The sequence below is a fragment of the Kocuria sp. CPCC 205263 genome, assembly GCF_040981075.1.
In the GTDB taxonomy this organism is placed as follows: Bacteria; Actinomycetota; Actinomycetes; order Actinomycetales; family Micrococcaceae; genus Kocuria; species Kocuria rosea.
Map to the genome: position 1 here is coordinate 77,616 of NZ_JAVKPV010000005.1, position 13,975 is coordinate 91,590.

Annotated in this window: 14 protein-coding genes; 8 read left to right on the forward strand and 6 right to left on the reverse strand. The window is 73.1% G+C overall.

Annotated elements, in window-relative coordinates; all coding sequences use genetic code 11:
• Positions 1–45 precede the first annotated feature (45 nt).
• From RF647_RS09215 to RF647_RS09225, 3 genes are all read left to right on the forward strand, one after another.
• Positions 46–744, forward strand: a complete 699-nt coding sequence (locus RF647_RS09215) for a maleylpyruvate isomerase family mycothiol-dependent enzyme (RefSeq protein WP_368811479.1) — start codon at positions 46–48, stop codon at positions 742–744.
• 239 nt (positions 745–983) lie between these two features.
• Positions 984–2,897 carry a translational GTPase TypA gene (gene typA, locus RF647_RS09220; protein WP_368811480.1) on the forward strand — a complete coding sequence of 638 codons (1,914 nt, stop codon included), beginning with the start codon at positions 984–986 and terminating at the stop codon, positions 2,895–2,897.
• Positions 2,898–2,934: 37 nt separating this feature from the next.
• On the forward strand, positions 2,935–4,290 hold the full coding sequence (locus tag RF647_RS09225; RefSeq protein WP_368811481.1) for a PIG-L family deacetylase: 1,356 nt from the start codon (positions 2,935–2,937) through the stop codon (positions 4,288–4,290).
• A gap of 34 nt (positions 4,291–4,324) precedes the next feature.
• On the opposite strand, the gene RF647_RS09230 is transcribed toward RF647_RS09225, so the two are convergent.
• The gene (locus tag RF647_RS09230) at positions 4,325–4,615 is read right to left on the reverse strand and encodes a hypothetical protein (protein ID WP_368811482.1); all 291 of its coding nucleotides are present in this window, start codon (positions 4,613–4,615) and stop codon (positions 4,325–4,327) included.
• 71 nt (positions 4,616–4,686) lie between these two features.
• Here RF647_RS09230 and fdxA point away from each other — a divergent pair, with 71 nt between their 5' ends.
• From fdxA to RF647_RS09250, 4 genes are all read left to right on the forward strand, one after another.
• Positions 4,687–5,019, forward strand: coding sequence for a ferredoxin (gene fdxA / locus RF647_RS09235; RefSeq protein ID WP_058872613.1), 333 nt, complete (start codon positions 4,687–4,689; stop codon positions 5,017–5,019).
• A complete protein-coding gene (dapC, locus tag RF647_RS09240) occupies positions 5,016–6,161 on the forward strand; it encodes a succinyldiaminopimelate transaminase (protein WP_368811483.1) in 1,146 nt (381 codons plus the stop codon). Before fdxA ends, dapC begins: the two co-directional genes overlap by 4 nt.
• A gap of 164 nt (positions 6,162–6,325) precedes the next feature.
• Complete coding sequence (locus tag RF647_RS09245) at positions 6,326–7,624, forward strand: citrate synthase (RefSeq protein WP_017833403.1); 1,299 nt, start codon at positions 6,326–6,328, stop codon at positions 7,622–7,624.
• 100 nt (positions 7,625–7,724) lie between these two features.
• Positions 7,725–8,090, forward strand: a complete 366-nt coding sequence (locus RF647_RS09250; RefSeq protein WP_133411333.1) for a hypothetical protein — start codon at positions 7,725–7,727, stop codon at positions 8,088–8,090.
• 21 nt (positions 8,091–8,111) lie between these two features.
• Here RF647_RS09250 and galE read toward each other — a convergent pair whose 3' ends face one another.
• From galE to dapD, 3 genes are all read right to left on the reverse strand, one after another.
• Positions 8,112–9,134: a UDP-glucose 4-epimerase GalE gene (gene galE / locus RF647_RS09255; RefSeq protein ID WP_368811484.1), complete on the reverse strand. Its 1,023-nt coding sequence runs from the start codon at positions 9,132–9,134 to the stop codon at positions 8,112–8,114.
• Positions 9,135–9,169: 35 nt separating this feature from the next.
• On the reverse strand, positions 9,170–10,093 hold the full coding sequence (locus tag RF647_RS09260; protein ID WP_017833406.1) for a hypothetical protein: 924 nt from the start codon (positions 10,091–10,093) through the stop codon (positions 9,170–9,172).
• A 158-nt stretch (positions 10,094–10,251) separates the two neighbouring features.
• Positions 10,252–11,217 carry a 2,3,4,5-tetrahydropyridine-2,6-dicarboxylate N-succinyltransferase gene (dapD, locus tag RF647_RS09265; RefSeq protein WP_133411330.1) on the reverse strand — a complete coding sequence of 322 codons (966 nt, stop codon included), beginning with the start codon at positions 11,215–11,217 and terminating at the stop codon, positions 10,252–10,254.
• A gap of 51 nt (positions 11,218–11,268) precedes the next feature.
• Here dapD and dapE point away from each other — a divergent pair, with 51 nt between their 5' ends.
• Positions 11,269–12,378 (forward strand): succinyl-diaminopimelate desuccinylase, encoded by a 1,110-nt coding sequence (gene dapE, locus RF647_RS09270; RefSeq protein ID WP_368811485.1) that lies wholly within the window; start codon positions 11,269–11,271, stop codon positions 12,376–12,378.
• A gap of 6 nt (positions 12,379–12,384) precedes the next feature.
• Here dapE and RF647_RS09275 read toward each other — a convergent pair whose 3' ends face one another.
• Positions 12,385–13,257 (reverse strand): amino acid ABC transporter permease, encoded by an 873-nt coding sequence (locus RF647_RS09275; protein WP_017833409.1) that lies wholly within the window; start codon positions 13,255–13,257, stop codon positions 12,385–12,387.
• The gene (locus RF647_RS09280; protein ID WP_035927416.1) at positions 13,257–13,943 is read right to left on the reverse strand and encodes an amino acid ABC transporter permease; all 687 of its coding nucleotides are present in this window, start codon (positions 13,941–13,943) and stop codon (positions 13,257–13,259) included. The genes RF647_RS09275 and RF647_RS09280 overlap by 1 nt, the downstream gene beginning before the upstream one ends.
• Positions 13,944–13,975: the final 32 nt, after the last annotated feature.

The following is a 13,975-nucleotide window of genomic DNA, read 5'->3' on the forward strand; positions in this document are numbered from 1 at the left end:
CCCGGGAGGTGGTCCGGCTCACCCGGCGCTCGATAGGGTGAGGCCATGATCAACCCCGCCCGCCTGCACTCGGACCTCTCCCGCCTCGGCCGCGAGACCGAGATGTTCCTGGCCACCACCGCGTCCCTGTCCGACGACGAGCTGGCCGCCCCCTCGCTGTGCGAGGGATGGCGCCGCGCCGACGTCGTCGCCCACCTCGCCTCCAACGGGCGCGCCCTCGTCAAGCTCGTCGACTGGGCCGTGACCGGGCAGGAGCAGGCCCCCTACGCCTCGATGGAGGCCCGGAACCAGGACATCGCCGAGCTGGCCGCCCTGCCCCGCCAGGAGCTGGTCGAGAAGGCGCGCGAGTCGGCCGCCTACTTCGCCGAGCAGGCCCAGCGGCTGACCGGGGAACTCGCGGTCGAGGAGGTACACCTGCACGGCAAGGTGATCCCCGCGACCTCGATCGTGGCGCTGCGCATCGCCGAGGTCGTCGTCCACCACCACGACCTCGACACGGCCTGGACCATCGAGGAGGCCGACCCCGACTCGCTGCTCAACGCCCTCGAGGCCGTCGTGCGCACCATGCGCGCCAAGGGCGCCCCCGGCATGACGCTGGTGACGGAGGAGCGCGACGAGTGGGTGATCGGCGACGGCGCCCTGCGCGTCGAGTCCGACCGGGAGGGCCTGCTCGAGTGGCTGGCCCGCGGCGACGACGAGAACGTCGAGGCCGACGGCCCGCTGCCGGTGCTGCCCTCCTGGTGACCGGACGCCCCGTGCGCGGCGCGGAGCCGGCGCCGCGCCGGACGGGCGGACGGGGGAGTCGGCGGGGTCACAGCCGCCCGGGGTGCCGCCCGGGCGGCGCCGCGGGGTAGAATGATCTACGGCCCGCTGAGCGGGCGCTCCCGCCCGGGTCCCTCCGGGTGCGCGGCGGCGCCCCGGCCGCACCCATCGGGAGGGCTGCACCTCCCCCCGCATCTCCACCCGAAGAGAGACCCACGCGTATGCCTGTCACCTCCACCACCGCCCAGCGCGCCGACCTCCGCAACGTGGCCATCGTGGCCCACGTCGACCACGGCAAGACCACCATCGTGGACGCGATGCTCCAGCAGACGCACGCGTTCTCCGCCCACGGTGAGGTCGAGGAGCGCGTGATGGACTCCGGTGACCTGGAGCGCGAGAAGGGGATCACGATCCTCGCCAAGAACACCACGGTGTTCTACGACGGTCCCTCCGCCGAGGGGGAGACCATCACCATCAACGTGATCGACACCCCCGGCCACGCCGACTTCGGCGGCGAGGTCGAGCGCGGCCTGTCCATGGTCGACGGCGTTGTGCTGCTCGTGGACGCCTCCGAGGGCCCGCTGCCACAGACCCGCTTCGTGCTGCGCAAGGCCCTCGAGGCCAAGCTGCCCGTGATCCTCGTGGTCAACAAGGTCGACCGCCCGGACGCCCGGATCGAGGAGGTCGTGCACGAGTCCATGGACCTGCTGCTGGGCCTGGCCTCGGACATCTCCGAGGACGAGCCGGACCTGGACCTGGACGCCGTCCTGGACGTGCCCGTGGTCTACGCCGCGGGCCGTGACGGCCGGGCCTCCCTGGCGCAGCCCGAGAACGGCGGCCTGCCGGACAACGAGGACCTCGAGCCGCTGTTCGCGACGATCATCAAGCACGTCCCCGCGCCCTCCTACAACCCCGAGGGCGTGCTCCAGGCGCACGTGACCAACCTGGACGCCTCCCCGTTCCTGGGCCGTCTCGCCCTGCTGCGCATCTTCAACGGCACCCTCAAAAAGGGCCAGACCGTGGCCTGGGCGCGCGCGAACGGCGAGCTCAAGAATGTGCGGATCTCCGAGCTGCTGGCCACCAAGGGCCTGGACCGCGTTCCGGCCGACTCCGCCGGCCCCGGCGAGATCGTGGCCGTGGCCGGGATCGAGGACATCACCATCGGCGAGACCCTCACCGACCCGGAGGACCCGCAGCCGCTGCCCCTGATCACGGTGGACGACCCCGCGATCTCCATGACCATCGGCATCAACACCTCCCCGCTGGCCGGCCGCACCAAGGGCACCAAGGTCACGGCCCGCCAGGTCAAGGACCGCCTCGACAAGGAGCTCGTCGGCAACGTCTCGCTCAAGGTGCTCCCCACCCAGCGTCCCGACGCCTGGGAGGTCCAGGGCCGCGGCGAGCTGGCCCTGGCGATCCTGGTGGAGCAGATGCGCCGCGAGGGCTTCGAGCTGACCGCGGGCAAGCCCCAGGTCGTGACCAAGACCGTCGACGGCAAGGTGCACGAGCCCTACGAGCACATGACGATCGACGTCCCCGACGAGTTCCTCGGCGCCGTGACCCAGCTGATGGCCGGGCGCAAGGGCCGCATGGAGGCCATGGCCAACCACGGCACCGGCTGGGTGCGGATGGAGTTCAAGGTCCCCGCCCGCGGGCTGATCGGCTTCCGCACCCGGTTCCTCACCGAGACCCGCGGCGCCGGCATCGCGTCCTCCTACGCCGACGGCTACGAGCCGTGGGCCGGGGACATCGAGTACCGCACCAACGGCTCGATGATCGCCGACCGCGCCGGCGTGGTCACCCCGTTCGCCATGATCAACCTGCAGGAGCGCGGGTCCTTCTTCGTGGAGCCCACCTCCGAGGTCTACCAGGGCATGATCGTGGGCGAGAACTCCCGTGCCGACGACATGGACGTGAACATCACGAAGGAGAAGAAGCTCACCAACATGCGTGCGGCCTCCTCCGACACCTTCGAGAACCTCACGCCCCCGCGCAAGCTGACCCTCGAGGAGTCCCTCGAGTTCGCCCGAGAGGACGAGTGCGTGGAGGTCACCCCGGACGCCATCCGCATCCGCAAGGTGATCCTCGACGCCAACGAGCGGATGAAGGCGCACCGGGCCCGGGCCCGCGCCTGACCCCGGACCGCAGCAGCACCGCGCAGCAGGCCCGGCCGTGACCCAGCCCGTCCCGTACTACCCCGAGCAGGGCGTCCTCGTGCGCGAGGACGCCCTGCCGGGGCTTCTGCCCCCGGGCCTGCGCCCGGAGGACGCCCGGCTCCTGTTCGTGCACGCCCACCCCGACGACGAGTCCATCGCCACCGGCGCCACCATGGGCCGCTACGCGGAGCTCGGCGCGCGGGTCGTGCTGCTCACCATGACCCGCGGCGAGCGCGGCGAGGTCATCCCCGAGCCGCTGCACGCCCTCGAGGTCGGCCGGCCGGGGTGCACCGACGACGGCACGGCCCTGGGCCGCCACCGGGTCGGCGAGCTCGACGACGCCGCGGCCCGCCTGGGCGTGTCCGAGCGTTTCTTCGCGGGGGAGCCCCCCGCCCTCGACCCCGCCGTGGGCTTCGCCGGCGGCACGGGCCACTACCACGACTCCGGCATGTCCTGGGGCCCGGACGGGCGGGCCGCTCCCGCCGAGGACTCCTCGCCGCACAGCCTCACCGCGGCCGCGGCCGACGAGGCCGCCGCCCACGTCGCCGCCGCGGTCCGGGCCGTGCGCCCGCACGTCCTCGTCACCTACGACGTCGACGGTGGCTACGGCCACCCCGACCACGTGCGAACCTCCGCCGTCGCGGTGCGCGGCGCCGAGCTCGCCGCCCGTCCGGGCGCGGACGCCGACGGGGAGCCCGTCGACCCCTGGCGCACCCCCCTCGTGTGGGCCGTCGAGGGCGAGGCGCGGCCCGAGGACCCGCGGCCGCAGGCCGCGGTGCACGGCTCCGCCGGGCGCAAGCGGAACGCCATGGCCGCCCACGCCACCCAGCTGGTGCTCTCCGGGGACGGCTCGCGCTTCGCCCTCTCGAACGGGGTGTGGCAGCCCTTCAGCGCCCTCGAGACCTACCGGCTGCTCGCCGGGGACCCGGACGCGGTCGCCCCGGAGGAGGAGACGCCCGGTCACGCCCGGGCCTCCGTGCTCTCGGCCCTCGTGACGTCCGTCGCGGCCGGGGCCGTGGCGGCGTCCGTGGCCACGGTCCTGCACAGCGCCGTCTGGTCCGCGCCCGCCGGGTGGTGGCTCCCGTGGGGCCTGCTCTTCGCGACCGCCCTGCTGCTCAGCGTGTCCCTGTGGGTCGGCACCGCGACCCGCCGAGTGTGGGCCGCCGCCGTGCCAGGGCTGACCGGCTACCTCGTCTCCTGGCTTTTCGCCTACGGCGGGGACGGCTCCGTGATCGTCGTGACGGACCCCGGCACGCCCGTGGGGATCCTGGGCCTCGCCTGGTTCGGGCTGGTCTTCGCGACGACCCTGCTGTCCGTGCTCGTCACGGCCCGTTGGCTGCGCGCCCGGCGGCGGAGGACCGGCGCGGGCTGAGTTCCGCGGCGCCCGACGGCGCAGTGCTCGGTCCTCAGGCCCCTCGGGGCCGGCGCCGCGGCGGCGCGGGCGGGACTACCCGGGCGGCCCAGACCCCGCCGGCGCCGATCAGCACGTCCCCCCGGCGGGTCCGCACCGTGACGGACTCCTCGTCCGCGGCCAGCAGCTCGCCCAGCGCGTCGGTGAGCGGCAGCCCGGAGGCGTCGTCGGCGGGCAGGGCGTAGCGCACGCTCACGCGCGTACCAGCGGGCAGGCCGGTGAGCAGGCCCAGCGCCGAAGATGACGTCCCGGACGGCGATGTTGAGCCGGATGTCGGATGCTTCATGGCTGTCATCCTAGCCAGGGCGCCGTGGCTAGACTGGTCGGAGCAATCCCACGAGAAAGGTTCGAACCGCCGTGACCTACGTCATCGCCCAGCCCTGTGTCGACGTGAAGGACAAGGCCTGCGTCGAGGAGTGCCCCGTCGACTGCATCTACGAGGGGGAGCGCTCGCTCTACATCCACCCCGACGAGTGCGTGGACTGCGGTGCCTGCGAACCGGTGTGCCCCGTCGAGGCCATCTACTACGAGGACGACACCCCCGACGAGTGGGCCGACTACTACAAGGCGAACGTCGAGTTCTTCGACGACCTCGGCTCGCCCGGCGGCGCCGCGAAGCTCGGCAACACGCACACGGACCACCCCATGATCGCGGCGCTGCCGCCGCAGAACCAGGACGTCGCCCTGTGACGCAGGGGGACCGGTCCTTCGGCCTCGCCCTGCCCGACTACCCGTGGGACACGATGGCGCCGTACCGCGCCGTCGCCGCGGAGCACCCCGGCGGGGTCGTGGACCTGTCCATCGGCACGCCCGTGGACCCCACGCCCCTGGTCGTCCAGGACGCGCTGGCCGCCGCCGCCGACGCCCACGGCTACCCGACCACCCACGGCACCCCCGCCCTGCGCGAGGCCGTCGTCGCCTGGTACGCGCGGCGCCGCGGCGTGACCGGCCTGGACCCCGCCGCGGTCATGCCCACGGTCGGCTCCAAGGAGCTGGTCGCCTGGCTGCCGCTGCTGCTCGGCCTGCGACCCGGCGACGTCGTCGTGCGGCCCACGGTCGCCTACCCGACCTACGACATCGGGGCCCAGCTGGCGGGCGCCGAGGCCGTGGCGGCGGACGACCTCGACGAGCTCGACGACGACGTGCGCTCCCGCGTGCGCATGGTGTGGCTGAACTCGCCCGCCAACCCCACCGGCATCGTCCGGGACGCGGCGTCGCTGCGGCGGGTGGTCGACCAGGCCCGCGCCCTCGGGGCCGTGGTCGCCTCCGACGAGTGCTACGCCGAGCTCGGCTGGGGCGCCTGGGACGTCCAGCAGGGCGGCGCCCCGGTCCCGTCGGTGCTCGACCCCCGGGTCAGCGGCGGGGACCACTCCCTGCTGCTGTCCGCGTACTCCCTGTCGAAGCAGTCCAACGCGGCCGGCTACCGGGCCGCGTTCCTCGCCGGTGACCCCCGGCTCATGGCGAGCCTCGTCAACTCCCGCAAGCACGCCGGGATGATCGTGCCCGCCCCGATCCAGGAGGCCATGCGGGCCGCCCTGGGCGACGACGCCCACGTCACCGCCCAAAAGGCGCTCTACCGGTCCCGCCGCGAGCGGCTCGTCCCCGCGGCCGAGGCCTTCGGGCTGCGGGTCGAGCACTCCGAGGCCGGGCTCTACTTGTGGTGCACGGCGGGGGAGGACACCTGGACCACGGTGCAGCGCTTCGCGGAGCGGGGCGTCGTGGTGGGCCCCGGGGTGTTCTACGGCACGGCCGGGGAAGGGTACGTTCGTCTCGCCCTCACCGCCACCGACGAGCGCATCGACGCCGCCGCGGAGCGGCTCGGCCGCGCCTGACACGGTCCCCGGCGGCGCCGGGATTGGTCGCGGCGCGGACGGAGCAGGTAGGTTGGACCCTGACGATCGCTGTGTCCCGGGACACGGCCGTGCTGCGCCGACGGTGGCGCCCGGCGCGGCGACCACGGGCACCGGACACCGACATCCACTCGCGGAGGACGAACATGACTGAGTCTGCACAGAAGACCGGGACGGCCCGGCTCGACTACGGGAACGGAAGCCCCCTCGAGCTGCCCCTCCAGGACGCCACAGAGGGCAACCGCGGCTACGCGATCACGAACATGCTCAAGGAGACCGGCAACGTCGCCTTCGACCCCGGGTTCATGAACACGGCGAACGCGCGCTCCGCCATCACCTACATCGACGGCAACAACGGCATCCTCCGGTACCGGGGGTACCCGATCGAGGAGCTCGCCCAGCACTCCAGCTTCATCGAGACCGCCTACCTGCTCATCTACGGCGAGCTGCCCTCGCCGTCCGAGCTCGAGGACTTCGACACCCGGATCCGCCGGCACACCATGGTCCACGAGGACCTCAAGAGCTTCTTCAACGGGTTCCCGCGCAACGCCCACCCGATGCCCGTGCTGTCCTCGGCCGTCTCGGCGCTGTCCACGTTCTACGGGGACTCCCTCGACCCGTTCGACCAGGAGCAGGTGGAGATCTCCACCATCCGGCTGCTCGCGAAGGTGCCCACCCTGGCCGCCTACGCGTACAAGAAGTCCAAGGGCGAGCCGATGCTCTACCCGCAGAACGACCTCAGCTACACGGAGAACTTCCTGCGCATGTGCTTCGGCGTGCCCGCCGAGGACTACGAGATCGACCCGGCCATGGCGAAAGCTCTGGACGTGCTGCTGATGCTGCACGCGGACCACGAGCAGAACTGCTCCACCTCCACCGTCCGGCTCGTGGGCTCCTCCCACGCCAACATGTTCGCCTCGGTCTCCGCCGGCATCAACGCCCTCTACGGCCCGCTGCACGGCGGCGCCAACGAGGCCGTGCTCGCGATGCTCAACCGGATCGAGACGCAGGGCGTCACGCCCGAGGACTTCATGGAGCAGGTCAAGAACAAGGAGTCCGGCGCCCGGCTCATGGGCTTCGGCCACCGGGTCTACAAGAACTACGACCCCCGGGCCCGCATCGTCAAGGACTACGCCCACGAGATCCTCGAGAAGCTGGGCGGCAACGACCAGCAGCTCGAGATCGCCATGCGGCTCGAGGAGAAGGCCCTCGCCGACGACTACTTCGTGGAGCGCAAGCTCTACCCGAACGTCGACTTCTACACGGGCCTCATCTACAAGGCGATGGGCTTCCCCGAGAAGATGTTCACCGTCCTCTTCGCGATCGGCCGGCTGCCCGGCTGGATCGCCCAGTGGCGGGAGATGATCGAGGACCCGGAGACCAAGATCGGCCGCCCGCGCCAGCTCTACGTGGGCGAGGGCGAGCGGCACTACCCGCAGCGCTGAGCAGTCCCGGCACCGGCGGACGCCGGGCCCGTCCCCTTCGCGGGGCGCGGGCCCGGCGTCCGCCGTTCCGCGCCGGCCCCCGCCCCGGTAGCGTGGTCGCATGAGCGAGCAGCGGCACACCCCGGACCGGATCACCGAGCTCGGCCCGGACGACGTCTTCGTCTTCGGCTCCAACGCCCGGGGCGCCCACCTCGCGGGCGCGGCGCGCACGGCCGTCGAGCGCTTCGGTGCCGTCCCGGGCCGGGGGCACGGCCTGCAGGGTCGCTCATACGCGATCGACAGCATGAGCGGGCTCCCGGCGCTCGAGCGGGAGGCGGCGGCGTTCGTGGCCTTCGCCCGGGAGCACCCCGAGCTGACGTTCTGGCTCACCCGGGTGGGCACGGGCATCGCCGGCCACGACGAGCGGCGGGTGGCCGCCCTGTTCGCCGACGCCCCGCCCAACGTGGTCCGGCCCCGGGGCTGGTGAGCCCCGGGGCCGGACCGGCGCTCAGGCGCCCGCGGCGTAGCCCTCGGGGTTGCTCCGCTGCCAGTTCCAGTGGTCCCTGCACATCGTGTCGAGGTCCCGGTCGGCGGACCAGCCCAGCTCGGCCAGGGCCGTCGACGGATCGGCGTAGGACACCGCGGCGTCGCCGGGCCGCCGGTCCGCGATCTCGTAGGGGATGCTGCGCCCGGAGGCCCGCTCGAAGGCGGCGTGCACCTCGAGCACCGAGTAGCCCTTGCCCGTGCCCAGGTTCCAGGTGCGCACCCCGCCGTGCTCGGCGATGTGGTCGAGGGCCCGGAGGTGCCCGTCGGCGAGGTCCACCACGTGGATGTAGTCGCGCACGCCCGTCCCGTCGGCGGTCGGGTAGTCGGCGCCGAAGACCCGCAGCTTCTCGCGCCGGCCCACGGCCACCTGGGCGATGAACGGCAGCAGGTTGTTCGGCACGCCCGTGGGGTCCTCGCCGATCCGCCCGGACTCGTGGGCGCCCACCGGGTTGAAGTAGCGCAGCAGGGCCACGTTCCAGGACGGGTCCGACGCGGCGAGGTCCACGAGCATGTCCTCGATGTGCTCCTTGGTCCGCCCGTACGGGTTCTGCGCGTCCATGGGCTGCTTCTCGGTCAGCGGCATCTCCTCGGGGGCGCCGTAGACCGTGGCCGAGGAGGAGAACACGACGGACCGGCAGCCGTGGACCGCCATGGCGTCCAGCAGGTTGAGGGTGCCGGCCACGTTGGTGCGGTAGTACCACAGTGGCTTCTCGCCCGACTCGCCGACGGCCTTGAGCCCGGCGAAGTGGATCACGGCCTCCGGGCGGTGCTCCGCGAACAGGGCGTCGAGTCCCGCGGGGTCGAGGAGGTCAACCTCCTCGAACGCTTCGACGGAGCGTCCCGCGAGCTCCTCGACCCGCTCCAGCGAGGTCCGCGAGGAGTTCGCGAGGTTGTCCATCACGACGACGTCGTGCCCGGCCCCCAGCAGGGCGAGGACGGTGTGCGAGCCGATGTAGCCGGTTCCCCCGGTGACGAGAATCTTCATGGCCCCAGCGTATCGGCCGGGCCGCGGCGGTCCCGTCAGCGGCTCGCGAGGACCACCACGACGTCGTCGGGCGGGGGAGCGCCCTCCGGGTGCGCCTCGGCGGCGTCCACCCACCCCGGGGCGGGCGCGAAGCGGGCGGTGCGCTGGTCCGCCCGGACCCAGCTGCGCCCGTCGAAGGACACCTCGGCGACGCCCAGCGCGTCCGCCTGCGCGACCGCCCAGTGCGCAGCGGCCCAGCCCGCCGGCTCCCCGGGCGCCGGCACGACCACCCGGTCGCCGTCCGTGCGCGGGGCGGGCACCGCCGTGCGGAACGCGTCGCGGAGGGCGTCGGCCGCCCGGCGCGGGTCCCCGGGGTGCTCGGGGTCGTGGAGCACGCAGTTGAGCGAGCCCTCCGTGGCGCCGGTCAGGCTGCCGGCGAAGGCCCGGGCGAGGCCCTCGTGCCGCGCGTACGCCTCGGGATGCCCGGAGCGCTGGACCGCCTGGGCGGCGTCGGTGACGGACATCGTCCGGTAGTCGAGCTCGGCGAGGCCGTCGTAGAAGGCGGCCGTGGCGTGGGCCGGGTCCATGATCTGCTCGACCGTGCCCCAGCCCTGGGATGGGCGCTGCTGGAACAGCCCCACGGAGTCCCGGTCCCCGTAGTCGATGTTGACCAGCTGCGACTCCTGCATCGCGGTCGCCAGGGCCACGACCGCCGCGTACGGGTCGGTGCCGCGCGCCACGGACTCCGCGGTGATCAGGGCGGCGTTGGCGGACTGCTCCGCGGACAGGGCGTGCCGCTGCCGCTGCCCGTCCCCGTCCGTGCTCGCGACCACGCACCGGGGCTCCCCTGCCGAGGGTCGCCCCGCGCGCAGCTCGACGGCCACGAGGACCCCCGCCGCGAGCACGGCGCCGACGAGCAGGAGCACGAACAGCGGCAGCCGCAGCGACCTGCTGCGGCGGCCGGGGACGGGGGAGGACACGGGCGCTCCTGGACGGACGGGAGGACGGACGGGGGCGACGGGCGGGGGCGACGGGCGGGGGCGACGGGCGGTCAGGGGTGGGTGGACGGGCGACGCCGCGCAGGGCGGGGCGGGCCCGTCCTGCGCGGCGTCGGGCGGCGGGTCGGGGCCCGCCGCGCTCAGTTGGCGTGCAGCGCCGCGTTGAGCTCCACGGTCCCGCCGGCGCGGGGAAGCACCTCGACGGCACCGGTGAGGGAGTTGCGGCGGAACAGCAGGTTGGACAGGCCCGAGAGCTCCGAGGCCTTGGCCGTGGACCGCTCGCCGTCGGAGTGCACGCTCACCCGGGTGCCGGCGGTGACGTAGAGGCCGGCCTCGACCACGCAGTCGTCGCCGAGGGAGATGCCGACACCGGAGTTGGCGCCGAGCAGCACGCGCTCGCCCACGGTGATCCGCTCCTTGCCGCCGCCGGAGAGGGTGCCCATGATGGAGGCGCCCCCGCCCACGTCCGTGGCGTCGCCCACGACCACGCCGGCGCTGATCCTGCCCTCGACCATGGACTGGCCCAGGGTGCCGGCGTTGAAGTTGACGAAGCCCTCGTGCATCACCGTGGTGCCCTCGGCGAGGTGGGCGCCGAGCCGGATCCGGCTGGCGTCGCCGATCCGCACGCCCGCGGGGACCACGTAGTCCACCATCCGCGGGAACTTGTCCACGCTGTGCACGGTCACGTGCCCGCCGGAGGCCTTCATCCGGAGCAGCGCGAAGGTCAGCTCCTCGGCGAGCACGGGCCCGCGGTCCGTCCAGGCGACGTTGGCGAGCAGACCGAACACGCCGTCGAGGTTCAGGGTGTTGGGGCGCACGAGGCGGTGGGAGAGCAGGTGCAGGCGCAGGTAGGCGTCCGCGGCGTCGGCGGGCGCGGCGTCGAGGTCGATCGAGGTCTCGACGATCTCGCTGCGGACGTTGCGGTCGGGGTCGGCGGTGGCCGCGAGCCGCAGGTCCGCGTCGAGGGAGGTGTCGACCGCGTCGGAGAGGGACGGGGTGGGGTACCAGACGTCGAGGACGGTGCCCTCCTTGGGGCCCGAGGCCACGACGGTGGCCAGGCCGAGTCCGGAGGCGGGACGAGAGGTGGAAGAAGTCATGGCCTCCATCCTACGGGGGACGCCGGGGCGGGGCCGACGGGCGGCTGCGGCCGCCCCGTTATGCTGGCAGCCATGATCGCACCGGAGCTGAACCTCGCCGCGGACCCCGCCGACCTGACGGCCGCCCTCATCGACATCGCGTCCGTCTCGGGCTCGGAGGGCCACCTCGCCGACGCCGTCGAGGCCGCGCTGCGCCGGCTCCCGCACCTCACCGTGCACCGGGACGGGGACGCCGTGGTGGCGCGCACCGACCTCGGCCGCGCCGAGCGGGTGGTGCTCGCCGGCCACCTCGACACCGTGCCCCTGCCGACCGCGCCCGGCGCCCGGGGGACCGTGCCCTCCACGTGGACGGGGGCCGACGGCGACCGGGTGCTCTACGGCCGGGGCGCCACCGACATGAAGGGCGGCGTGGCCGTCCAGCTCGTCCTGGCCGCGGCCCTGACGGCGCCGAACCGGGACATCGGCTACGTCTTCTACGACCACGAGGAGGTCGACGCCGACGCGAGCGGGCTGGGCCGGCTCCAGCGCCACGCCCCCGAGCTGCTCGAGGCGGACTTCGCGGTGCTGCTCGAGCCCACCGACGGGACCGTGGAGGGCGGGTGCAACGGCACGATGCGCTTCCGCATCACCACCACCGGCCGTGCCGCCCACTCGGGGCGGTCCTGGATCGGGGAGAACGCGATCCACAAGCAGGCCGATGTCCTCGCCCGTTTGGCGGCCTACGAGCCGCGGACCGTGGCGGTGGAGGGGCTCGAGTACCGCGAGGGGCTCAACGCGATCCGGATCGGCGGCGGCGTGGCCGGCAACGTGGTCCCGGACACCGCCCACGTGGAGATCAACTACCGCTTCGCCCCGGACAAGAGCCCCGAGGACGCCGTGGCGCACGTGCGGGAGGTGTTCGCCGGCTACGAGATCGAGGTCACGGACCTCTCCCCGGCGGCGCGCCCCGGCCTGGACCGTCCCGCGGCCGCCGCGTTCGTGGCCGCGGTGGGCCAGGAGCCCAAGCCCAAGTACGGCTGGACGGACGTGGCCCGCTTCTCGCAGATGGGCGTGCCCGCCGTGAACTTCGGTCCCGGCGACGCCCTGCTGGCCCACACGGACGACGAGCACGTGAGCGCCGCCGCGGTCCGGGAGTGCTGCCGGGCCCTGGCCGCGTGGCTCACGGCCTGAGCGGCGTCAGACGGTCGTCTCCTCGGCGGCCATGGGCCCCTCGGCCGGCTTGGTCCGGCCCGCGGTGCGGAAGCTGAGGAACCGCGACAGCCACGCGGCCAGCAGGGTCAGCAGGTAGTTGATGAGCACGAAGACCAGCGCCACCACGAACAGCGTCTGCAGGATGTTGCCGTCCCCGGAGCCCAGGCGGCGGGCGCTCGCGAGCAGCTCCGGGTAGGTGATGATGTAGCCCAGCGCGGTGTCCTTGAGGATCACCACGAACTGACTGACCATCGAGGGCAGCATCGCCGTGAGGGCCTGGGGGAGCTCGATCATCCGCAGGGAGCGGGAGGGCGTGAGCCCGATGACCAGGCCCGCCTCGCGCTGGCCCTTGGGCAGCTGGTGCACGCCGGAGCGGATGAGCTCGGCGATGACCGACCCGTTGTAGAACATGAGGCCCAGCACCACGGCCCAGAACGGCACGTTGGCGGGCTCCACCAGGCCGGCGCGGCCGATGCCCAGGTAGAAGAAGATCATCATCACCAGCACGGGCACGGCCCGGAAGAACTCGACCACCACGGTGCAGACGAAGCGCACCGGGGCCAGCTGGGAGAGTCGGCCGAGACCGAAGACCAGGCCGAAGGCGATCGAGAGGGCCACCGCCAGCAGCGCGGCCCGCAGGGTCTCCCATAGCCCCGGGAGCAGGAAGTTCTCCCAGGCCCGGGCGGTGAGCAGCGGGGTCCACCGGTCGGCGTCGAGCTGGCCCTGCTCGGCGAGCGCGCCGAGCACGACCCAGGCGAGCGCGGCGATCAGCAGGACTCCTGCCACGTTGAAGAGCAGCGTGAGCCGGCGGGCACGCGGCCCCTGCACGTCGAAGAGGACGTTCTGGGTCTTGGCCATCAGCGCTTCACCGCCAGCTTCCGGGAGGCCCAGGTGGTCAGCAGGCCCACCGGGACGACGATGAGGACGAAGCCGAGCGCCACCACCAGGAAGATCGCGATGATCACGTCCGGGCGGAACTCGATCATGGTCTTCATCAGGGAGGAGATCTCGGTGACCGACGCGGCCGCGGCCACCGTCGTGTTCTTCGTCAGGGCGATCAGGGTGTTGCCGAGCGGGGTGATCGCCCCGCGCAGCGCCTGCGGGAAGACGATCAGCCGGGCCGCGGGCAGGAAGCTCAGCCCGATGGCCCGGGCCGCCTCGGCCTGCCCGGCCGGCACCGTGTTGACGCCGGAGCGGATGGCCTCGCAGACGAAGGCCGCGTGGTAGAGGCTCAGGCCGATCACGGCGTAGAGGAAGAAGTTCCGGTTGAAGTCCGAGGAGAGGTTGATGCCGAGCTGGCTCCACACGCCCAGGACCAGGAACACGAGGATGATCGTCAGCGGCGTGTTGCGGAACAGGTTCACGTACGTGGTGCCGAGCAGCCGCAGGGACGCGATGGGGGAGATGCGCATCAGGGCGACCAGGGCGCCGAGGACCGCCGAGCCGATCGCGGCCCAGAAGGTCAGCTGCAGGTTGACCCAGAACGCGCCCGGCACGTCGTACTGGGCGAACAGACTGGCGAAGTCGGTCAGGTAGTCGTTCACGGGAGCTCCCGGGGATCGGGCAGGTCCTGGGT

Bases quoted from the DNA above. Each gene is read 5' to 3' on its own strand.
- galE (WP_368811484.1), bottom strand. From the start codon at position 9,134: ATGAAGATTCTCGTCACCGGGGGAACCGGCTACATCGGCTCGCACACC.
- RF647_RS09230 (WP_368811482.1), bottom strand. From the start codon at position 4,615: ATGAAGCATCCGACATCCGGCTCAACATCGCCGTCCGGGACGTCATCT.
- RF647_RS09215 (WP_368811479.1), top strand. From the start codon at position 46: ATGATCAACCCCGCCCGCCTGCACTCGGACCTCTCCCGCCTCGGCCGC.
- RF647_RS09245 (WP_017833403.1), top strand. From the start codon at position 6,326: ATGACTGAGTCTGCACAGAAGACCGGGACGGCCCGGCTCGACTACGGG.
- RF647_RS09275 (WP_017833409.1), bottom strand. From the start codon at position 13,257: ATGGCCAAGACCCAGAACGTCCTCTTCGACGTGCAGGGGCCGCGTGCC.
- RF647_RS09250 (WP_133411333.1), top strand. From the start codon at position 7,725: ATGAGCGAGCAGCGGCACACCCCGGACCGGATCACCGAGCTCGGCCCG.
- typA (WP_368811480.1), top strand. From the start codon at position 984: ATGCCTGTCACCTCCACCACCGCCCAGCGCGCCGACCTCCGCAACGTG.
- dapD (WP_133411330.1), bottom strand. From the start codon at position 11,217: ATGGAGGCCATGACTTCTTCCACCTCTCGTCCCGCCTCCGGACTCGGC.
- dapE (WP_368811485.1), top strand. From the start codon at position 11,269: ATGCTGGCAGCCATGATCGCACCGGAGCTGAACCTCGCCGCGGACCCC.